We start from the raw sequence: 20,737 nt of genomic DNA on the forward strand, positions 1-20,737 counted from the left end.
GCTCACGCTACTGGCAGGCCGTTCGCCACGGCCACCTCCGCGAACCACCGCGCGCTGTCCTTCGGCGTGCGCACCTGGGTGTCGTAGTCGACGTGGACGATGCCGAAGCGGTGGGCGAAGCCGTAGCTCCACTCGAAGTTGTCCATCAACGACCACACGAAGTAGCCGCGCACGTCGACGCCCGCGTCCAGCGCGTCCAGCACCGCGTGCAGGTGCTGCTCGATGAACTGCTGCCGGCCGGTGTCGTGGATGGCACCGTCGACCACCACGTCGTCGGCCATCGCGCCGTTCTCGGTGATGTAGATGGGCGGGACGCCGTAGGTCTCCCCGAGCCGGACGAGGAGGCGGGTGAGTGCGTCCGGGTCGATCTCCCAGTCCCGGTCGGTGGTCGGCCGGCCCGTCCGCGGGAAGACGAAGCCACCACCGGGGTACGGCGACTCGCGGGGGCGCGAGGAGTGCTGGATCCGGCTCCCGAGGAGCTCGTCCGGCTCGACGTCGTACGGGAGCGCCGCCGGGAGGTCACCGTGGTAGAAGTTCACGCCGAGGAAGTCGGTCGGCGCACTGATCAGCTCGAGGTCGCCGTCGAGGACGAAGTCCTCCCAGCGCCTGCCCTCGAAGAGCATGCCCTCGGTGTCGCGGGAGAGGTCGTCGGCGTACTTGCCGAGGAACAGCGGGTCGAGGAAGACGCGGTTGTGGAAGCCGTCGAGGCGCCGGGCCGCGTCGACGTCGTCCTCGCGGGTCGGGTCGAAGGGGTCCGCCACCGTCGGGTTGAGGGTGATGCCCACGGCCTTGCCGTTGTCGGGGGTCCCGCCGCGGCTGCGGAACTCCTCGACGAACAGCCCGTGCCCGAGGAGCAGGTGGTGCGCCGCGACGACGCCGGCGACGCCCTCGCGGCGTCCGGGCGCGTGGCCACCGCTGGTGTAGCCCATGAAGGCGGAGCACCAGGGCTCGTTGTGGGTCGTCCAGCTGTCGACGCGGTCGCCGAGCGCGTCGTGCACGGCCATCGCGTAGTCGAGGAAGCGGTGCGCCGTGTCGCGGTTGGTCCAGCCGCCCCGGTCCTCCAGCGCCTGCGGGAGGTCCCAGTGGTAGAGCGTCAGCCAGGGCGTGATCCCGGCCGTCAGCAGCTCGTCGGTGAGCCTGCTGTAGAAGTCGAGCCCCGCCGTGTTGACCGGACCGCCGTCCGGGCACACCCGCGGCCAGGCGACCGAGAAGCGGTAGGACGCGAGGTTGAGCTCCTTCATCAGGGCGACGTCCTGCGGCATCCGGTCGTAGTGCTCGCACGCGACGTCGCCGGTGTCGCCGTGGAGGATCGCGCCGGGGACCCGGGTGAAGGTGTCCCAGATGGACGGCGTGCGTCCGTCGGCGGCCACGGCGCCCTCGATCTGGTAGGACGCCGCAGCGGCTCCCCAGAGGAAGTCGGTGGGGAACAGTCGTGTCGTCGTCATCCCTTGACGGCTCCTTGCATGATGCCGGCCACGAGCTGGCGGCCGGTCGCGATGAACAGAAGTAGCAGCGGGATCGTCGCGAGCAGGGTGCCTGCCTGGAGCAGCGCGATGTCGGCGATGCCACCCGCTGGCGCGATCTTGAGCTGGTCGAGCGCGGTCTGGAGGGTCTGCACGTCGGAGCCCTGCAGGATCAGCAGCGGCCACATGAACTCGGTCCAGGTGTGCATGAAGGTGAACAGGGCGAGGATGGCCATCGCCGGGCGGGCCGCGGGCACGGCCACGGTCCAGAAGGTGCGCAGCTGGGTGCAGCCGTCGATCCTCGCCGCCTCGATCAGCTCGTCCGGGATCGCGTCGACGAGGTACTGGCGCATGAAGAAGACGCCGAACGCGGTGACCAGGAAGGGCAGGACCACCGCGGTGCGGGTCCCTGCGAGCCCGAGGTTGCTGAACTCCTTGAGCAAGGGCACGAACGCGAGCTGGGTCGGCACCGCCAAGGTGGCGACGACGAAGGCCATGGCCAGGTTGGCTCCCCGGAACCGCAGCTTGGCGAGGGAGTAGCCGGCCAGGGTGGAGAAGAACACCACCGACGCCGCCGAGACGCTGGAGATGACGACCGAGTTGCCCAGCGCCGCCCAGAAGTCGATCTGGTCGAAGACGCGCCGCGCGTTGTCGAGGAAGTGGCCGCCCGGGTAGAGCGGCGGCGGGCTCTGGATCGCGCGCTCCTTGGTCACCGAGCCGATGACGAAGGACCAGTAGAGGGGGAAGGCCGAGCCCACCACGAAGGCGGAGAGCAGGCCGTAGACCAGGAACCCGGGACGCCGGCTCACCGCTCGGCCCTCCTCTGCAGGTGACGGGTGACGAGGAACTGGAGCAGCGCGATGCCGATGATGAGCAGCACGATCAGCCACGTGGCCGCGGCGGCCCGCGGGTAGGGGTCGGTGCCGCTGTTGGAGGTGTTGAACACGTACATCGTCAGCGTCTGGTACTGGTAGTTCGCGCCGCCCTGGAACTGCAGGTTCGTGTCGAAGAGCCGGGGCTCGGTGAAGATCTGCATCCCGCCGATGGTCGCGGTGACGATGACGAAGAACATCGTCGGCCGGATCGACGGCAGCGTGACGTGGAGGAACTGCCGCACGCGGCTGGCGCCGTCGAGTGCCGCCGCCTCGTAGAGCTGGCGCGGGACCGCCTGCATCGCGGCCAGGATGATGAGCGTGTTGTAGCCGGTCCAGCGGTAGTTGACCATCGTGGCGATCGCGGTCCAGCTCGCGAACCGGTCGGAGTGCCAGCTGACGCCGGGCAGGCCGACCGCGCGGATGATCTCGTTGACCAGGCCGGACTTGTCGGCGAAGAGGCTGCCGAAGATCAGCGCGGTCGCTGCCGGCGCGACGACGAACGGCAGCAGGACGCTCATCCGCCACCAGGTCCGTCCCCGCAGCGGCGTGTCCAGCATCCCGGCGATGACCGTGGCGATCAGGACCTGCGGCACCGAGGAGAGCAGGAAGATGCCGATGGTGTTCCAGAAGGCCTTGTGGAAGACCGGGTCCGTGAGCACGTGGGCGTAGTTGGCGAAGCCGACGCCCGGACCGTGGTCGGCCCCGTAGCGAGGCCAGGAGAAGAAGGAGAGGTAGCCCGAGTAGGCCATCGGGTAGACCCCGACGAGCAGGAACGCCAGGAAGAAGGGCAGGAAGTAGAGGTACGGCGAGAAGCGGAAGTCCCACTGGGAGAGCTTCTGGCGCCACGTCAGCCGCGGCGTCGGCGGACCGGTCTGCTGCGCCGGCTCGCCGGTCCTGAGGGCCTCGATGGTCGTCATCGGGCTGCCTTTCTCGGAGGTGGGGCACGGTGCCCCGGGCCGGGGAGGTCGTGGAGGACCTCCCCGGCGGGAGCGTCCGTGCTGGACGGGGTCATCGGTCAGGACAGGCTCTCGACGGCCTGCTCGAACGTCGCCCACGACTCGTCCGGCGAGATGCCCTCGTCGACACGCTGGATCGCGGTGAGGAAGAGGCCGAGGATGTCGGAGTACTTGTCGCCCTTGTAGGGGTGGCCGGGCTCGACCGCCGCGGCGCGGTTGGCGAGGATCTTGGCGGTGGGGGCGTCGTTGAAGTAGGGGTCGGTGATGTTCTCCTCGGCGAGCGCCTCCTGCGCCCCGATGTTGGCCGGGTAGTTGCCGGCCGCCTCGAAGGCGGCGAGCTGCTGCTCGGTGTCGGTCAGCCAGTTGGCGAGCTCCTTGGCCTCCTCCTGGTGCTCGGACTGCATCGGCACGGCGAGGTAGGACCCGCCCCAGTTGCCGCCGCCGCCGGGGAAGGCGTCGACGAAGTCCCAGCCCTCGACGTCCGGGGCGGCCGACTTCACGTTGGAGAACATCCAGCCCGGGCAGGGGATCGTGGCGAAGCCGTCGTTGGCGAACCCGGCCTCCCAGTCGTCCTCCCACTGCACGACGCGGGGGGAGAGCGTGTCGACCTTGCTGGTGACGGTCTCCCACACGTTCTGGAGCTCGGGGTTGTTCACCTCGACCGTGTTGTCCTCGGTCTGGAAGGGGAACTGCGTCTGGTTCAGCATGGCCTGGGCGATCGCCCCGCTGGAGTCGAACCACTTGGTCTCGGGCAGCTCCTCGGTGAGCTGCTCGCCGGCGGCGAAGTAGCTGTCCCAGCTCTCGAAGACCGCCTTGACCTCCTCGCGGTCGCTCGGGAGCCCGGCCTTCTCGAAGAGGTCGGCGCGGTAGCAGAAGCCCTCGGGGCCCGCGTCGGTCGGGTAGGCGACCTGCTTGCCGTCGGCGGTCTGGGCGTTCTCGTAGGCGTACTCCACCCAGCGGTCGTCGAGCGAGGGGTCGGTGAGGTCGGCGAACTGCTCGGACGCGCCGTCGGTGAGGAACTGCGGCATCGCGTCGCCCTCGATCGCGACCACGTCGGTCAGGCCGTCGCCGGCCTGCAGGGCCTGCGTCATCGTCTGTTTCCACGGGTCCCAGTCGGCGATCTTGGTCATCTTCACCGAGAACGGGCGGTCGGGGTCGGCGTTCCACTGCTCGATCAGCGCGTCGTAGCCGAAGTCGCTGAACGTCGTGATGGTGAGGACGTCGTCCTTGCCGAGAGAGGCCTGGCTCGCCTCGGAGTCGCCGCCGCAGGCGGCCATGGTGCCGGCGACGAGTGCCAGGGCGACACCGACAGCGGCCTTTCGTGGAGTGGTGGAGTGGCGCATGGTCTGGTGCTCCTCGCGGTCGAGCCGGTGGTGGAATCGATTCCACCGCTGTTGCCGGGAAACTATGACGGCCATCACACCGACCGTCAAGGGGCCCGCCCCGCACGGACCGCTCAGCTGCGTCCGCTCGGTGGAATCGCTTCCATTGGAGTGGTGTGCCGACTACGATCACCGCACCCCCAGACCACCGCTCGACCGTCCACGTTCCGGAGGAAGCCATCCGAGCCGAGCAGCTGACCGACGTCGTCACCCACCACGGGGAGGGCATGGGCTGGGATCCCGCCCTGTCGCGCCTCCGCCTGGTCGACGTCTTCGCGGGCGACCTCCTCACCATCGACGGCGGGCTCCTCGAGTCGCGCCTCCACGTGGGCGACGTCGTGGGCGCATGGCGTCCCCGCGCCGACGGCGGCGTCGTGGTCGCGGTGGACGACAGGTTCCTCCTGCTCGACCCCGCGGGCGGGGTCGAGTGGACCTCGCCCTCGCTGTTCGGGCCGGGCCTCCGCATGAACGACGGAGGGTGCGACCGGCAGGGGCGGTTCTACTGCGGCTCGATGGGCGTGGACGCGCTGCCCGGACAGGGCACCCTGTGGCGGCTCGACCAGGACCGCACGGTCACGCCGGCCCTGACCGACCTCACGATCCCCAACGGACTCGTCTGGTCCGTGGACGGGCGCCACGCGTACCACGTGGACACCCCACGGGGCTCGGTCGACGTGCTGCAGCACGACGGCAGCACCGGGGCCCTGGGGCGCAGGACACCGGTGGCGCGCGTGTCCGGGGGCGACCCCGACGGCATGGCGCAGGATGCGGACGGCGGTCTCTGGGTCGCCCTGTGGGGCGGCTCCGCCGTGCACCGCTACTCCCTCGACGGCACGCTCACCGCGGTCGTCGAGGTGGACGCGGCCCAGGTGTCCTCCTGCGCGTTCGGCGGCCCGGGCGACACCCACCTCTACATCACCACGTCCAGGCAGGGCCTCGGCGACGCCGAGGACCCCGCGGCGGGTGCGGTCTTCTGCGTCGACGTGGACGTCGAGGGAGCGCCGGTCGCGGCATTCGCCGCCTGAGGCACCCCGTCCGAGAAAGTTGCGGGGAGACGCAACCCTTCGTGGCCGTCCGGCGTCTGTACTGACGAGGGGACCAGACACGTACGGGGGTCGTGTCTGGTCCCTTGTAACGTGTCGGGGTGACGACCTCCCTGACGCTGCGCCCCGTCTCCGCGCAGGAGCACCGCGACTTCATCGCTCGCCGGTCGTCCGCCAGCTTCCTGCAGACGCCCGGCTGGGCGCGCGTGAAGGCCGAGTGGCGCGCCGAGTCCATCGGCTGGTTCCGCGACGGTGCGCTCGTCGGCGCCGGTCTCGTCCTCTACCGCCAGCTGCCGAAGGTGCGGCGCTACCTCGCCTACCTGCCCGAGGGCCCGGTGATCGACTGGGCCGGCGACGACCTCGAGGCGTGGCTGGCGCCGATGGTCGCCCACCTCAAGGCGCAGGGCGCCTTCGCCGTGCGGATGGGCCCCCCGGTCGTGACGCGCCGCTGGTCGGCCGAGCAGGTCAAGGCGGGGATCGCCGACGAGTCCGTGCGCCGCCTCGGCGACGTACCTCCCCTCGAGCGCTCGCAGGACGGTGCCCGCGTCATTGCCCAGCTGCACGAGCTCGGCTGGCAGCAGCAGTCCGCAGAGGGCGGCTTCTCCGCCGGGCAGCCCCAGTTCAACTTCCAGATCCCCCTGGTCGACGCCGACGGCCTGCCCCGCACGGAGGCCGACGTCCTGGCCGGGATGAACCAGCTGTGGCGCCGCAACATCAAGAAGGCCGACAAGAGCGGCGTCGAGGTGGCCCTCGGGGAGCGCGCCGACCTCAAGGCGTTCCACGACCTCTACGTCCACACCGCCGAGCGCGACCACTTCGCACCGCGACCGCTGTCCTACTTCGAGACGATGTACGACGCCCTCCTCGCCGAGGACCCGGACCGGATCCAGGTCTGGCTGGCCCGCCACGAGGGCGACCTGGTGGCGGCCACCATCGCCATCCGCGTCGGCACGCACGCGTGGTACTCCTACGGCGCCTCGTCCACCGAGAAGCGCGAGGTGCGCGGCTCCAACGCCGTGCAGTGGGCGATGATCCGCCACGCGCTGGCAGCCGGTGCGCACGTCTACGACCTGCGCGGCATCACCGAGACCCTCGACGCCGACGACCCGCACGTGGGCCTGATCCAGTTCAAGGTCGGCACCGGCGGCGAGGCGGTCGAGCACGCCGGCGAGTGGGACCTCCCGGTCAACCGCGCGATCTACAAGGCGTTCCAGGTCTACCTGGCGCGCAGGGGGTGACGCGCCGATGAGCCTGGTCCTCACGGTGGACGGCGCGCGCTGGCGCGCGCACCTCCTCTCGACGGTCACCCGCCACCCCGGCATCGTGCCGGTCGCCAAGGGCAACGGCTACGGCCTCTCGCTCGGGCGCCTGGCCCGCCGCGCGCAGTGGCTGGCCGAGCACGCCGAGGAGACCGGCGCGCCGCTCGACGTCGTCGCTGTCGGCACCTACGACGAGGTCGAGGAGGCCGCCAGCCGCTACGCCGGTGACCTCCTCGTGCTCACGCCGTGGCGTCCCTTCGGCGCAGCGCTCGACCTGCAGGACCGCACCGCCTCGCGCGTCGTGCACACCGTGAGCCGGCCCGCCGACCTCGCCGCCCTGCGCGAGCGCGACCCCGAGGCGCGCTTCGTGCTCGAGCAGCTCACCTCGATGCGCCGCCACGGCATGACCCGCCGCGACCTCGAGGCGGCGGCCGAGACCCTCGCCGCCCAGGGCGGCGGCGCGCGGCACCGGCTGCGCGGCGTGGCCATGCACCTGCCGCTCAACACCACCTCCCACCTCGGTGAGGTGACCCGGCTGATCAACGACGTCGTCGCCTCGGGCCTGCCGACGCGCACCGTCTTCGTCTCCCACCTCACGAGCGACGAGCTCGACCGGCTGGCGACGACCTACCCCGACTTCACCGTCCGGCCCCGCGTCGGCACGGGCCTCTGGCTCGGCGACCGCGGTGCGCTCTCGGTGACCTCCACCGTGCTCGACGTGCACGAGGTCGAGCGCGGCGACGTCTTCGGCTACCGCGGACGCAGCGTCCCCAAGCACGGCCACATCGTGGTGGTCAGCGGGGGCACCGCCCACGGCATCGGCCTCGAGGCGCCGACCGGCGACCAGTCCCTGCGGGCGCGCGCCGCGACCCTCGCCCGCGGCGGCATGGACGCCGTCGGCTTCGTCCGATCGCCGTTCTCGATCGACGGCAAGCAGCGCCTGTTCGCCGAGCCCCCCCACATGCAGGCCTCGATGCTGTTCGTGCCCTCAGGCGCGCGTGTCCCCGACATCGGCGAGCGGGTCGACGTGCGGGTCCGCTTCACCGCGACCGACTTCGACCGCGTCGTCATCTCCTGACCCGGCGTCGCGGAGCACCGCGACCACCAGCCAGACGAGTCCCGCGACCCGCAGCACGATCGCCAGCCAGTAGGCGCGGGCGTCGTCGGTGATGGTCGGGGCCAGCGCCTGGCCGAGCCACCAGCCGGTGATGACCCAGCTGAGCAGGTGGAGGCCCTGCCACACGAGCAGGTCGCGCCAGCGGCGTACGGCGATCGCCGCCAGCGGCAGGGCCAGCAGGGCGAGCTCCGGGGGCGCCGACGGCGTCACCACGAGCGCGGCGGCCAGCAGCACCAGCCCGGCCCGCGCGGACGTGATGGGGCTCGGCTGCCCGGACCGCCGCACCAGCCACCACACGGCGCCCGCGGCGAGGGCCAGGACGAGGCCCTGCACCACGGCGCGCGAGGTGGGTGAGCCACCCAGGCCGGCCTGCTGCAGCAGCAACCAGACGGATCCGGTGTCGGGGTCCTGGCTGGTGGCCCGGCCGGGCAGCGTGACCACGACGTACGCCGCCGCTGCCGCGAGCACCGCGTCGACGCGGTCGCGGGTCCGGCCGCCCACGGCGACCACCCCGAGGAACGCCACGGCCACCGGCAGGGCGAAGGCGGCGCCGATGCCGGCACCGAGGCCGGCCAGCCAGCCGCGCCCGGTCGTCCATCCCCACAGCAGCACGGCGACGCCGACCGCGGCCACCAGCGTCCACGACAGCCAGTGGACGAGGAGGACCGGGCCGAGCGCCCAGCCGGCGGCCGCCCACGGGCGGCGGGGGTCGACCCGCACCAGGAGGCCCGTGGCGAGGAGCGCGAGGGCGGCGAGCAGCACGGCGAGGGCGGCCGTGGTCGCGACCGTGCCGCTGCCGGGGAGCGTCCCGGCGAGCCGCTCGAGCCAGGTGGCCACCTGCGGCGGCGTGCGCGAGGCGGCGGACGTGCCGGCCAGGTCGGTCCAGCAGAGCTGAGCGAACGGCTGGTCCTGCCGGCCCCACCCCGACGGCACGCAGGCGCCCTTGCTGAGCATGCCCGCGGCCAGCACGAGGGACGTGGCGCCGAGCAGCGTCCGGGAGGCGTCCCACCAGCGGTGACCGCCGGCGTGGTCGCCGAGCGGCCCACCCACCACCTCGGACATCGCGGTCGCGACCGGGTCCGTGCGGGTCGGTGCCTCGTGGTCCACCAGTGCCCCCGACCGGATCAGGGCCGCGCGTCGAGTGCGGCGAGCCGTGCCTGCCAGCGGCCGGCCGGCGTGGTCGGCGCCGCCGTCGGGGTCGTCGGGACCGGGGTCGTGGGCGCCGGCGTCGTCGGGGCCGGGGTCGTCGGCGTCTCCGTCGGGATCGGCGTCTCGGTCGGGATCGGCGTCTCCGTCGGGATCGGCGTCTCGGTCGGCGTGGGCGTCTCGGTCGGCGTCTCCGACGGCTCCTCCGTCGGGATCTCGACCGTGGGCGTCTGGGTCGGGGTCGGGGTCCGCGTGGGCTGCGGCGTCGACGGGGGCGGCGGCGGCGGCGTGTACTCGTGGCCGTCCTCCGGGGCGTCGCCGTCGACGTAGACCGGCTCGGGGAAGTCCTCGACCTCCTTGCCCTCCATCACCCGCTGCATGATCGCGGTCCAGGTCTTGGCGGGGTAGTTGCCGCCGAAGTAGCCGGAGCGGCCGTCGGAGCTCGTCGGCAGCCACAGGTCGGCGCCGTCGGGCCGGGGGACGTCGAGGCCCTCGCGGCCGCGACCGCGGACGTACATCACCGCGGTGGAGACCTGGGGGGTGAAGCCGACGAACCACGACGACGACACCTCGTCGTCGTCGTTGGTGGCGGTGCCGGTCTTGGCGGCTGCGGGACGCGCCAGCGCCAGCGCCTCGGTGCCCGAGCCGGACTCGACCACCTGCTGGAGCGCGTACGTCACGTCGGCGGCGATGTCGGGGTCGACGGTCTCCTTGCTGCGGGCCTTCGCCTCGTAGAGGACCTCGCCGCTCTTGCTCACGACCTTCTCCACGACGTGGACCTCGTTGCGGGTGCCGCCGTTGGCGAGGGTGGCGTAGGCGTTGGCCATGTTGATCGGGCTGACCTGCGCCGTCCCGAGCGTGACGCCGACGTTGTCCTGGAAGTCGATGGACCTGCGCGGGATGCCCCAGCGCTCGGGCTCGTTGCCCGGGATGCCGAGGTCCTCGGCGGCCTGGATGACCTTCTGCGGCCCGTCGTCCATCGAGTCGACCATGTCGACGAACGCGGTGTTGACGGAGTTCTCCGTCGCGGTGACCATCGAGACGGCCGAGCCGTAGTCGGTGTCGCCCTGGTTGCCGAACTCCGTGCCGGCGACGTCGATCGGGCTGTTGCCCTCGAAGGTGTCGTTGAGCGAGAACCCGTCGCGGATGGCCGCCACGTCGGTCGCGGCCTTCATCGTCGAGCCGGCCATGCCACCGGACACGGCCCAGTTGATCTGCGAGTCGAGGTAGTCCTGCCCGCCGTAGAAGCCGAGCAGCTCACCGGTCTGGGTGTCCACCGTGGCGGCACCGACGTGGAGGTCCTTGTCACCGGCCGGCCCGGGCATGCCGGCGTCGGGACGCTGCTCGAGGACGGCGTCCTCGACGTCGGCCATCACCTGCGGGTCGAAGGTGGTGGTGATCCGCAGGCCGCCGCCGTCGATCTGCTCCTCGGTGGCGATGTCGCGGTCGAGGATCTCCTGCTTGACCAGGGCCAGCATGTGGCCCTTCTGCCCGCCGAACTGGCTCTGGGTGGCGACCTTGGGGAACTTCGGCAGCCGCTTGACGGCCTGGTCGCGCTCCTCGGTGGTGATGGTGCCCATCTCGGCCATGCTGTCGAGGACGTACTCGTAGCGACCCTTGAGGTCCTGCTTGGCCTCCTTGCCGTTGGCCGGGTCGTACTGCGTCGGGTTGTTGAGCACCGTGGCGAGCACCGCCGACTCGCGCAGGCTCAGCTGGCTCGCCGGGTGGTCGAAGTAGGCCTTGGACGCCGCCTGGATGCCGTAGGCGCCACGACCGAAGTAGATGGTGTTGAGGTAGCCCTCGAGGACCTCGGACTTGCTGAGCTGCTGCTGGATCTTGAGCGAGACGATCGCTTCCTTGATCTTGCGCTTGTAGCTCTGCTCGGAGGTCAGGTAGAGGATCTTCACGTACTGCTGGGTGATCGTCGAGGCACCCTGGCGGGCGTTGCCCTGGGCGTTGGAGAAGAGCGCGCGCAGGATGCCCTTGGGGTCGATGCCCTTGTCGGTCCAGAAGGACTGGTTCTCCGCGGCGACCACCGCGTCCTGCATCGTCTGCGGCATCTCCGCGAGCGGGATCGACTCGCGGTTCTGGTCCTCGTAGTAGGTGCCGAGCTGCTGCTTGCCGTCGCGGTAGTAGACGAACGTCGTCTGCGCCTTGAAGGCCGCGTTCTCCTCGGGGATGTCGATCGCCTGGTAGAGCACCACCACGATGCCGCCCAGCAGCAGGGCGCAGACCACGCCGACGACGGCGAAGACCTTGGCGAACCTGGCCGCTCGCTGTCGCGGCGTACGCCGGGTGCTGGGCCGTCGGGTCATGGCCTTTCCGTCGGCCCTGCGCTTCTTCGCACTCACCGGATCAGGGTACGGGGACCGGTCCGCCAACCCGGATTCGTCACCTGCGGATATATCAGTACGATAGGTCACATGGCACGCCGCGGGGACACCATCGAGCTCGCAGTCCTCGGACTGCTGCACGAGGGACCCATGCACGGCTACGAGCTGCGCAAGCGGCTCAACCTCATGCTCGGCTGGGGCCGGGTGCTGTCCTACGGCTCCCTGTACCCCGCCCTGAAGAAGATGCTGCGTGCCAACCTCATCACCGAGGTCGCCGCCACCACGACGCCGACCAGCCGGCGCCCCCGCATCACCTACGAGGTCACCGAGGCCGGCAACGAGCACTTCCAGCGGCTCATGTCGGAGGTCGGCCCCACCGCGTGGGAGGACGACAACTTCGACATCCGGTTCGCGTTCTTCTCCTCCACCGACATGGAGATCCGTCTCCGCGTCCTCGAGGGCCGCCGCTCGCGGCTGCAGGAGCGCCTCGCCCGCGTGCAGGGCGAGCTCGAGCGCACCCAGGCCGAGGTCAACCGCTACGCCGCCGAGCTCCAGCGCCACGGGGTCGAGTCCGTGGAGCGAGAGGTCCGCTGGCTGTCCGACCTGATCCGCGCCGAGCGCGGCGACGAGTCCCGGACACCCGCACCCGGAGCGCCGACCGGCTCCGACTGACACGCCAGACCAGCCAGACCAGCCAGACCAGCGACATCACGACCAGACGCACCACCAGCCAGGCACACGAGGACCACAACGAGGAGGAGAGCCCCATGGGTTCGGTACGAGTAGGGATCGTGGGGGTCGGCAACTGCGCCACCTCCCTCGTCCAGGGCGTTGAGTACTACAGGGACGCAGACCCGGCCGTGACCGTGCCGGGCCTCATGCACGTCGTCTTCGGCGACTACCACGTCAAGGACGTCGAGTTCGTCGTCGCCTTCGACGTCGACGACAAGAAGGTGGGCAAGGACCTCTCCGAGGCCATCAACGCCTCCGAGAACAACACCATCAAGATCGCCGACGTGCCGACCCTCGGCGTCGAGGTCAAGCGTGGCCCGACCCTCGACGGCCTCGGCAAGTACTACCGCCAGACCATCGAGGAGTCCGGCGCGGAGCCGGTCGACGTGGTCCAGGCGCTCAAGGACGCCGACGTCGACGTCCTCGTCTCCTACCTACCGGTGGGCTCGGAGGAGGCCGACAAGTTCTACGCCCAGTGCGCGATCGACGCCGGCGTGGCCTTCGTCAACGCGCTGCCCGTCTTCATCGCCTCCGACCCCGTGTGGGCGAAGAAGTTCGAGGACGCCGGCGTCCCGATCGTCGGCGACGACATCAAGAGCCAGGTCGGTGCCACCATCACCCACCGCGTGATGGCGAAGCTGTTCGAGGACCGCGGCGTGGCCCTCGACCGCACCTACCAGCTCAACGTCGGCGGCAACATGGACTTCAAGAACATGCTCGAGCGTGAGCGCCTGGAGTCCAAGAAGGTCTCCAAGACCCAGGCCGTGACGTCCAACCTCAAGGGCGAGCTCGCCGACAAGGTCAGCGACCGCAACGTGCACATCGGCCCGTCCGACTACGTCGCGTGGCTCGACGACCGCAAGTGGGCCTACGTCCGCCTCGAGGGTCGCGCGTTCGGTGACGTCCCCCTCAACCTCGAGTACAAGCTCGAGGTCTGGGACTCCCCGAACTCCGCCGGCATCATCATCGACGCCGTCCGCGCCGCGAAGATCGCCAAGGACCGCGGCATCGGCGGCCCGATCCTCCCGGCCTCGGCCTACCTGATGAAGTCCCCGCCGGTGCAGATGGCCGACGAGGTCGGTCGCTACGAGCTCGAGAAGTTCATCCGGGGCGAGTAGTCCCCGACCGCTCCACCCCAGCACGACCCAGCACCACCACAGCACGGCCCCGCAGGTCCACGTCCCGGACCCGCGGGGCCGTTGCCGTCCCGCCGCCCGGGGGAGGCCCGAGGATAGAAGCGCTTCTCCGGGGTACTCAGCGAGATGGACCCCGCTGGAGGTGCCGGCGCGGGCATGGGAGGAGATCGGTCATGCGACTTTCCGCGTTGACGGGCACGTTCGTGGCGGCGTGCCTGCTGGCAGGGTGCGCCCAGGGCACCGGCGACTCCGAGGAGACCTCGGACGCGTCCTTCGACAGCAGCGCCGACCTGTCCGGCGAGGTGCAGGTGATGGGCTTCGGCGCCGGCGACGAGATCGCGACCGAGCGCCTCGAGCTGGCGGAGGAGGAGCTCGGCGAGGCGAAGGTCGACCTGGTCGAGGGCGACCTCGACATCCAGCAGTTCCTCTCCTCGGTCGCCTCGGGCGAACCGCCCGCGCTGGTCTACGCCGAGCGCAGCCAGATCGGCACGTTCGCCTCCCGCGGTGCGGTCGTCCCCCTGACCGACTGCATCGAGGGAGAGGGCATCGACACCTCCGTCTTCCGCGAGTCCGCCCTCGGGGAGGTCACCTTCGACGACGAGGTCTACGGCATCCCGGAGTTCAACGTCGTCCAGCTGACCCAGGCCAACGCCGACCTGCTCGAGCAGTCCGGCCACACCGTCGAGGACGTCAACGGCTCCGACTGGGACGCGGTCCTCGAGGCCAACAAGGACCTCATGCAGATGCAGGGCGGGGACCTGGCGACGATCGGCTACGACAGCAAGCTCCCCGAGTTCCTGCCGCTGTGGGCCAAGGCCAACGGCGCCGACCTCATCTCCGAGGACGGTCGCACCGCCCAGCTCGACGACCCGGCGGTCGTCGAGGCGCTCGAGTTCGCCGTCTCGGTCTACGACGCCCAAGGTGGCTTCGGCGAGGTGAAGGCGCTGCGCGACTCGGCCGACTTCTTCGGCGACGGCAACCAGTTCGCCAGCGGCTCCCTCGGCGCCATGCCGATGGAGCAGTGGTACGTCAGCGTCCTCAACGACGTCTCCCCCGACGCCCCGATGGCCTTCGACACGGTGCGCGACCTCCAGGGCGAGCCGCTCGCGTGGGCGTCGGGCTCCGCGTGGGCGATCCCCAAGGGCAGCCCCAACCCCGAGGCCGCCTGCCGGATGGCCCGCGTGATGACCGAGACCGACTCCTGGATGGCCGCGGCCGAGGAGCGCGTCCGGCTGCGCGAGGAGAGCGGCGGGCTCTTCACCGGCATCCTCACCGCCAACGAGGAGGCCGACGAGGCGATCCGCGAGATGGCCCCGACCGACGGCGACTCCGTCTGGTCGCAGGCGGTCGCGGCGATGTACGAGGCCAACGACCACACCTTCGCCATGCCGGCCAACCCCGCCGGCGACGAGTTCGAGCAGGCCTGGCAGGACGAGGTCAACAAGGTGCTCAACGGCCAGAAGGAGCCGGCCGACGCCCTGGCGGACGCCCAGGAGGCGGCGCAGGACGCACTCGACGAGGCATGGGCGAGCTGGGACGAGAAGTGAGCACCGCGACGGCTCCCGGCCGGCGTACCCGACCCGCCACCCGGCGCCGCCGCGGCGACGGCGGACGCCACCAGGGCCGCGTGGCCCTGCTCTTCATCAGCCCCTGGCTGATCGGGTTCGTGGTGTTCATGGCCTACCCGGTCCTCTACACCGTCTACCTCTCGCTGACCGACTACGACGTCATCAACGACCCGTCCTTCGTGGGGCTCAACAACTACCGCGAGCTGATGGGTGACGAGAAGATCCGCCTGGCGCTGCGCAACACCTTCGTCTACACCCTGATGTCGGTGCCGGCGCAGCTCGCCGTCTCGCTCGGCCTCGCGCTGCTGCTGCAGCGCGCCGGGCGGGCGGCGGGATTCTTCCGCACCGCCTTCTTCCTGCCGAAGATGACGCCGCCGGTCGCGGTGGGCGTCCTGCTGCTCATGCTGCTCAACGGGCAGAACGGCCTGCTCAACGAGTTCCTCGGCTGGTTCGGGATCAACGGCCCCAACTGGACGACCGACCCCGCGTGGGTGAAGCCCGGCCTGGTGATCATGTCGCTGTGGACCGTTGGGGCATCGGTGATCATCCTGTTGGCCGCCCTGCAGGAGGTGCCCGAGGAGCTCCTCGACGCCGCCCGGGTGGACGGGGCCGGGTGGTGGCGCCGGCTGTGGCACGTCACCGTGCCAATCATCAGCCCGGCGATCTACTTCATCGTCGTGGTCGACACCATCGCCTCGCTCCAGTCCTTCACCGAGGCCTACACGGCGTTCTTCGGGGCGGGCAACACGACCTACAGCAACGACGCCGCGCTGTTCTACGCCATCTACCTGTTCCAGCAGGCCTTCGAGTTCCTCCACATGGGCTACGCCTCGGCGATGGCGATGCTGCTCTTCGTCATCGTGATGGTCGTGACCGCCGTGCAGGTGATGCTCAGCCGGCGCTACGTCCACTACACGGGCGGTGCGCGATGAGCACCCTCGACCGCGCCGGCGAGGCCGGACCCACCACGGGCGTGCCGCCCGTCGACCCGGACGAGGCGGTGACCGCTCCGGCCCGCGCCCCGCAGCCGCCGAACCGGCGACCCGGCCTCGGCGGCCGCATCTTCGTGGCCGTCGCGCTGGTCGTGACCACCATCGCGTTCGTCTACCCGTTCGTGTGGCTGGTCAGCGCCTCGCTCAAGCCGCGCAGCGACGTCTTCGACAACCGCCTGATCCCCGAGACGCTGACCTTCGACAACTACATCGAGGTGTGGAACGCCGCACCGATGGCGGCGTGGCTGCTCAACACGGCCTTCGTCACCATCATGGCGACCCTCACCGTCACCATCTCCAGCGCGCTCGTGGCGTGGGGGTTCGCGCGCTACCAGTTCCGCGGCCGCAACTTCCTCTTCGGCCTGGTGCTCGCCTCGATGATGATCCCGGGCGCGGCGACGATGATCCCGACCTACCTGATCTGGGACTCGCTGGGGATGGTCGGCACGCTGACGCCGCTGTGGGCAGGCAACGTGTTCGGCACGGCGTTCTACATCTTCCTGCTGCGCCAGTTCTTCCTCGGCCTGCCGACCGAGCTCTTCGACGCGGCCGAGATGGACGGCGCCGGGCACTGGAAGGTGTTCTGGCACGTCGCGCTGCCGCTGACCAAGCCGGCGCTCGTGGTCGTCGCCCTCTTCGAGTTCCAGGCGGCGTGGACCGACCTGATGCGCGGGCTGATCTACCTGCGCGACCGCGAGGACTTCACGGTGCCGCGTGGCCTCAAGTCGATGCTCGACCAGTTCGGCTTCGGCGGCGAGTGGCACTGGGAGCTCGTTGTGACCGCGAGCGTCATCACGACCGTGCCGATGATCCTGGTGTTCTTCCTCGGGCAGAAGCAGATCATCCAGGGCGTGGCGAGCACGGGCACCAAGGGCTGACGCCGACCCGGCGGCAGTCCTGCGGGTCCGCTAGGAGGTCCGCCCTGCCCACCAGGCGCGCAGGGCGGCCTCGGCCTCCACCGGCGACTTCGGTCCCTCCTCCATCCGCAGCTCGAGCAGGAACGCGTACGCCTGCCCGACGTCGCGGCCAGGGCCGATGCCGAGGAGCTCCATGATCTGGTTGCCGTCGAGGTCCGGACGGATCGACGCGAGCTCCTCCTCCTCCGAGAGCCGCGCGATGCGCTCCTCGAGCGAGTCGTACGCCCGGCGCAGGCGGTCGGCCTTGCGCTGGTTGCGGGTGGTGCAGTCGGCGCGGGTGAGGATGTGCAGCCGCGCGAGCTGCTCGCCCGCGTCGCGGACGTAGCGACGTACGGCACTGTCGGTCCACTCGCCCGACCCGTAGCCGTGGAATCGCAGGTGCAGCTCGACCAGCGTGGCGACCGCGTCGGTGTCGGCGTTGGAGAAGCGCAGCGCCTTCATCCGCTTGCGGGTCAGCTTGGCGCCGACCACGTCGTGGTGGTGGAAGGTGACGATGCCGCCGGCCTCGAAGCGGCGCGTGCGCGGCTTGCCGACGTCGTGCATGAGGGCCGCGAACCGGGCGACGAAGTCGGGACCGTCCCCGAGGCGGTGCTCGAGGTCGATCGACTGCTCGAGCACGGTGAGGGTGTGCTCGTAGACGTCCTTGTGCCGGTGGTGCTCGTCGCGCTCCAGCGCGAGGGCGGGCAGCTCGGGGAGGACGTGGGCCGCGAGGCCGGTGTCGACCAGCAGGGTGAGCCCGAGCCGCGGGTGCGGCGCGCAGACCAGCTTGACCAGCTCGTCGCGGACCCGCTCGGCCGAGATGATCTCGATCCGGCCCGCCATCGCGGTCATCGCCGCCACCACGTCGGGCGCGACCGAGAACCCGAGCTGGGCGGCGAACCGCGCCGCGCGCATCATCCGCAGCGGGTCGTCGGAGAAGGAGTCCTCCGGCGCGCCCGGCGTGCGCAGCACCCGCTCGGCCAGGTCGACGATGCCCCCGAACGGGTCGACGAACTCGCGGCTCGGCACGCGGACCGCCATCGAGTTCACCGTGAAGTCGCGCCGGCCCAGGTCGCCCTCGAGGGAGTCGCCGAAGTCCACGTCGGGCTTGCGCGACGACGGGTCGTAGCTCTCCGAGCGGTAGGTCGTGATCTCGACCTGCCACGGCCCCTTGCGGCAGCCGATCGTGCCGAAGTCGCGGCCCATGTCCCACACCGCGTCGGCCCAGCCCGACACGAGCCGCTCGGTCGCGTCCGGCACGGCCGAGGTGGTGAAGTCGAGGTCGTTCTGCAGCCGCCCGATCATGGCGTCGCGGACCGGCCCGCCGACCAGGGCGAGCTCCTCGCCGGCCGCGGCGAAGAGCGCCCCGAGCTCGTCGATGACCGAGCCGATGCGGTCGAGCTCGGCCCCGACCCGGCGCTGGATCTCGACGATCGTGAGCGGTTGCAGTGCGGCGTCGGACACGACGGGCCAGTCTACGTGCCGACCCGGTGGGTCCGAACAACTAGCATCGGTGCGTGCCCCGCCCGTCCGTGATCCGTGCTGCCCTGGCGGGGCTCCTGACCCTCGGGGTCGCGACCGGGCCGGCCCTCGGGGCGGCCGGAGCACCCGCGACGAGGGGTCCCGCCGAGGAGCCCGACCCCCTCGTCGTCCACCTCGACACCATCACGCCGGTGCTGCCGAGCACCGGGGACGTCGAGATCACCGGCACGGTCACCAACGTCAGCGACGAGACCTTCACCCGCGTCAACCTCCACGCCTTCTCCTCCCAGCAGCCGATCCTCGACTCCCCCAACCTCAACGAGTCGGCGGGCGTCGACCCGGGGGTCTACGTCGGTCCCCGGGTCACCGTCCCCGGCACCTTCGACACCGTGGACGAGCTCGCGCCCGGCGAGACGGCGTCCTTCTACGACTCCGTGCCCGTCGAGCTGCTCGGCACTTCCGGCCAGGCCGGTGTCTACTGGATCGGCGTCCACGCGCTCGGCGACGGCTCGGTCCCGCGCGACGACATCGCCGAGGGCCGGGCCCGCACGTTCATCCCGCAGGAGCCGACCGGCGACCGGACCCAGGAGGCCTCGGTCATCCTCCCGGTCCGCAGCCGGGTCTGGTACGACGCCGACGGACGCGTCGCGGGGCTGGACCGGTGGGCCCGCCGACTGGCCGACGGCGGCAGCCTCGACGGCGTGCTCGACATGGCCGAGTCCGCGGGCTCGACGCCCTACAGCTGGCTGGTCGACCCGGCCGTGCTGCACGCGGTGGCGAAGCTGACGGTGGGCAACCCGGCCCGGAGCATCGCGCCGGACCCCAGCGTCGAGGGCCAGCAGCCCTCCCCGACCGAGACGCCGACCGACGGCGTGGACGAGACCCCCACGCTGGAGACCATCACCCCCGCCGCCCCGGAGCCCACCGAGGACCTCAGCGAGGAGGACGCGAGGCTGATCGCGGCGGCGGACGCCTGGCTCACCCGCTTCCAGGCCATCGTCGGCTCCGACACGGTGCTGACGCTGCCCTACGGCGACCTCGACGTCGCCGCTGCCGCCCGCAACGACGCCACCCGGCTCGACCAGGCGGTGGACCGCAGCGCCGAGGTGATGCTCGACCTCGGTCTCACCTCGCAGCCCGCGGTGTCCCCGATCAGCGACCGGCTCAGCGAGGAGGCGATCGCCGCCACGCCGCCGGGCACCGTCATCCTGCTCGGTGACAGCGCCTTCGACCTCCCGCCGACCAGCCCCGACTCCGTGGTCCGACTGCTCGGGCACGAGGTCGTCGTCACCAGCACCGGGGCCGAGGCCGGTGGTCCCGGTCCCACCGCGGCCACCGACCCGCTCGCGCTGCGTCAGCGCCTGCTCAGCGAGGCGGCGCTCCGCCTCGAGAACCGCGACACGGCGCCGCTCGTCGTCACCCTGCCCACCGTGTGGAACGGGGAGGACGCGGCGTCGTTCTTCACCGGCCTCGACCAGCCGTGGCTCGACCTCGTCCCCGTCAGCGACGTCGCGGGACGCAGCGCCGTCGACGTGCCGGGCTCCAGCCTCAACTACACCGAGGACGACCAGGCCGCGGAGCTCGACCCGACCAACTTCTCCGCGGCCACCAGGGCGACGACCGCGGCCACCCTCCTCGAGCAGGTCCTCACCCTCCAGACCATGGTCGAGACCTCCGTCGAGGACCAGGCGCTCGTACTGCTCTCCGAGCAGCACCGCGCCCGCCCGGGTCTGGCCCGCGCCGCCACCGACCGGCTCGACGAGGTCCTGCGCGAGGACCTCGCGTCTGTGCGGATCGAGGGACCGCCCGCCGTGACGCTGTCCGGCGACTCCGGACCGCTCGGCGCGACCCTCGTCAACGAGCTCGACCAGCCGGTGACCGTCCGGGTCCGGGTGAGCACCGACGGCGAGATGAACCTGACCGGCGGCGACGGCGTGCGCGAGCTCGGCCCCCTGGCCCGCAGCGTCGTCCGCTTCGAGGCGAGCACGAGCGAGGTCGGCGTGCACAACGTCCGGCTGTCGGTGACCAGCGTGGACGGCGTGGCGCTCGGCTCGACGGCCCAGGTGCCGATCCGCGCGGCCCGGGTGAGCGCGTTGATCTGGGTCGTCATGGCAGTGGGCGCGCTCGTCCTGTTCGGCATGGTGGGCTACCGTCTGCCGGGCCAGATCCGCCAGCGCCGTGCCGAGCTCGCGGCCGCGGAGGCCGCCGACGAGCAGCCCGAGCCTGCCGAGGACGCGCCGCCCGGCGAGGACCACGCCGACCACCGGGACCCCGGTGACCCACCGGTCCCCGACGAGCCGGCCACCTCGCGCGTCGCGGACCTCGAAGACGCCGCCACGGACCGCGCATGAGCGGCG

General features: G+C 71.2%; 16 protein-coding genes. 9 read left to right on the forward strand and 7 right to left on the reverse strand.

Annotated features, from left to right (window positions below; genetic code table 11):
* Positions 1-2: 2 nt before the first annotated feature.
* From HN031_RS07165 to HN031_RS07180, 4 genes are all read right to left on the reverse strand, one after another.
* The gene (locus tag HN031_RS07165; protein WP_172268232.1) at positions 3-1,445 is read right to left on the reverse strand and encodes a GH1 family beta-glucosidase; all 1,443 of its coding nucleotides are present in this window, start codon (positions 1,443-1,445) and stop codon (positions 3-5) included.
* Positions 1,442-2,272 (reverse strand): carbohydrate ABC transporter permease, encoded by an 831-nt coding sequence (locus HN031_RS07170; RefSeq protein WP_172268235.1) that lies wholly within the window; start codon positions 2,270-2,272, stop codon positions 1,442-1,444. Before HN031_RS07170 ends, HN031_RS07165 begins: the two co-directional genes overlap by 4 nt.
* Positions 2,269-3,255 (reverse strand): carbohydrate ABC transporter permease, encoded by a 987-nt coding sequence (locus HN031_RS07175; protein ID WP_172268238.1) that lies wholly within the window; start codon positions 3,253-3,255, stop codon positions 2,269-2,271. Before HN031_RS07175 ends, HN031_RS07170 begins: the two co-directional genes overlap by 4 nt.
* Before the next feature lie 98 nt (positions 3,256-3,353).
* The gene (locus HN031_RS07180; protein WP_172268241.1) at positions 3,354-4,637 is read right to left on the reverse strand and encodes an ABC transporter substrate-binding protein; all 1,284 of its coding nucleotides are present in this window, start codon (positions 4,635-4,637) and stop codon (positions 3,354-3,356) included.
* Between the two features lie 155 nt (positions 4,638-4,792).
* Here HN031_RS07180 and HN031_RS07185 point away from each other — a divergent pair, with 155 nt between their 5' ends.
* From HN031_RS07185 to HN031_RS07195, 3 genes are all read left to right on the forward strand, one after another.
* Positions 4,793-5,701, forward strand: a complete 909-nt coding sequence (locus HN031_RS07185; protein ID WP_367650681.1) for an SMP-30/gluconolactonase/LRE family protein — start codon at positions 4,793-4,795, stop codon at positions 5,699-5,701.
* 119 nt (positions 5,702-5,820) lie between these two features.
* A complete protein-coding gene (locus HN031_RS07190) occupies positions 5,821-6,957 on the forward strand; it encodes a lipid II:glycine glycyltransferase FemX (protein WP_367650682.1) in 1,137 nt (378 codons plus the stop codon).
* A gap of 7 nt (positions 6,958-6,964) precedes the next feature.
* A complete protein-coding gene (locus HN031_RS07195) occupies positions 6,965-8,056 on the forward strand; it encodes an alanine racemase (RefSeq protein ID WP_172268244.1) in 1,092 nt (363 codons plus the stop codon).
* Here HN031_RS07195 and HN031_RS07200 read toward each other — a convergent pair.
* Entirely contained in the window at positions 7,967-9,202 is a 1,236-nt protein-coding gene (locus tag HN031_RS07200) for a hypothetical protein (RefSeq protein WP_172268247.1), read from the reverse strand. The two genes, HN031_RS07195 and HN031_RS07200, sit on opposite strands and share 90 nt — an antisense overlap.
* A 17-nt stretch (positions 9,203-9,219) precedes the next feature.
* Positions 9,220-11,592, reverse strand: coding sequence for a transglycosylase domain-containing protein (locus HN031_RS07205; RefSeq protein ID WP_367650683.1), 2,373 nt, complete (start codon positions 11,590-11,592; stop codon positions 9,220-9,222).
* A 72-nt stretch (positions 11,593-11,664) separates the two neighbouring features.
* Between HN031_RS07205 and HN031_RS07210 the strand changes: the two genes are divergently transcribed.
* The 5 genes from HN031_RS07210 to HN031_RS07230 all read left to right on the forward strand — a co-directional run bounded on the left by HN031_RS07210 (position 11,665) and on the right by HN031_RS07230 (position 16,880).
* On the forward strand, positions 11,665-12,246 hold the full coding sequence (locus HN031_RS07210) for a PadR family transcriptional regulator (protein ID WP_172268250.1): 582 nt from the start codon (positions 11,665-11,667) through the stop codon (positions 12,244-12,246).
* A gap of 95 nt (positions 12,247-12,341) precedes the next feature.
* Complete coding sequence (locus HN031_RS07215; protein WP_172268253.1) at positions 12,342-13,424, forward strand: inositol-3-phosphate synthase; 1,083 nt, start codon at positions 12,342-12,344, stop codon at positions 13,422-13,424.
* Between the two features lie 191 nt (positions 13,425-13,615).
* The gene (locus tag HN031_RS07220; protein WP_172268256.1) at positions 13,616-14,989 is read left to right on the forward strand and encodes an extracellular solute-binding protein; all 1,374 of its coding nucleotides are present in this window, start codon (positions 13,616-13,618) and stop codon (positions 14,987-14,989) included.
* Positions 14,986-15,942, forward strand: a complete 957-nt coding sequence (locus HN031_RS07225; RefSeq protein WP_216652073.1) for a carbohydrate ABC transporter permease — start codon at positions 14,986-14,988, stop codon at positions 15,940-15,942. Before HN031_RS07220 ends, HN031_RS07225 begins: the two co-directional genes overlap by 4 nt.
* The gene (locus tag HN031_RS07230; RefSeq protein WP_172268262.1) at positions 15,939-16,880 is read left to right on the forward strand and encodes a carbohydrate ABC transporter permease; all 942 of its coding nucleotides are present in this window, start codon (positions 15,939-15,941) and stop codon (positions 16,878-16,880) included. Before HN031_RS07225 ends, HN031_RS07230 begins: the two co-directional genes overlap by 4 nt.
* 30 nt (positions 16,881-16,910) lie before the next feature.
* Here the strand turns inward: HN031_RS07230 and HN031_RS07235 are convergent, their stop codons facing one another.
* On the reverse strand, positions 16,911-18,362 hold the full coding sequence (locus HN031_RS07235) for a CCA tRNA nucleotidyltransferase (RefSeq protein ID WP_172268265.1): 1,452 nt from the start codon (positions 18,360-18,362) through the stop codon (positions 16,911-16,913).
* Positions 18,363-18,415: 53 nt separating this feature from the next.
* Here HN031_RS07235 and HN031_RS07240 point away from each other — a divergent pair, with 53 nt between their 5' ends.
* Positions 18,416-20,731, forward strand: a complete 2,316-nt coding sequence (locus HN031_RS07240; RefSeq protein ID WP_172268268.1) for a DUF6049 family protein — start codon at positions 18,416-18,418, stop codon at positions 20,729-20,731.
* Positions 20,732-20,737: the final 6 nt, after the last annotated feature.

It is taken from the genome of Nocardioides sp. zg-1308 (assembly GCF_013155375.1).
Lineage (GTDB): Bacteria > Actinomycetota > Actinomycetes > Propionibacteriales > Nocardioidaceae > Nocardioides > Nocardioides renjunii.

What these genes read in the sequence shown, in the direction of transcription:
- HN031_RS07220 (WP_172268256.1), top strand. Translation starts at nt 13,616, where the DNA reads ATGCGACTTTCCGCGTTGACGGGCACGTTCGTGGCGGCGTGCCTGCTG.
- HN031_RS07215 (WP_172268253.1), top strand. Translation starts at nt 12,342, where the DNA reads ATGGGTTCGGTACGAGTAGGGATCGTGGGGGTCGGCAACTGCGCCACC.
- HN031_RS07165 (WP_172268232.1), bottom strand. Translation starts at nt 1,445, where the DNA reads ATGACGACGACACGACTGTTCCCCACCGACTTCCTCTGGGGAGCCGCT.
- HN031_RS07180 (WP_172268241.1), bottom strand. Translation starts at nt 4,637, where the DNA reads ATGCGCCACTCCACCACTCCACGAAAGGCCGCTGTCGGTGTCGCCCTG.
- HN031_RS07230 (WP_172268262.1), top strand. Translation starts at nt 15,939, where the DNA reads ATGAGCACCCTCGACCGCGCCGGCGAGGCCGGACCCACCACGGGCGTG.
- HN031_RS07210 (WP_172268250.1), top strand. Translation starts at nt 11,665, where the DNA reads ATGGCACGCCGCGGGGACACCATCGAGCTCGCAGTCCTCGGACTGCTG.
- HN031_RS07175 (WP_172268238.1), bottom strand. Translation starts at nt 3,255, where the DNA reads ATGACGACCATCGAGGCCCTCAGGACCGGCGAGCCGGCGCAGCAGACC.
- HN031_RS07195 (WP_172268244.1), top strand. Translation starts at nt 6,965, where the DNA reads ATGAGCCTGGTCCTCACGGTGGACGGCGCGCGCTGGCGCGCGCACCTC.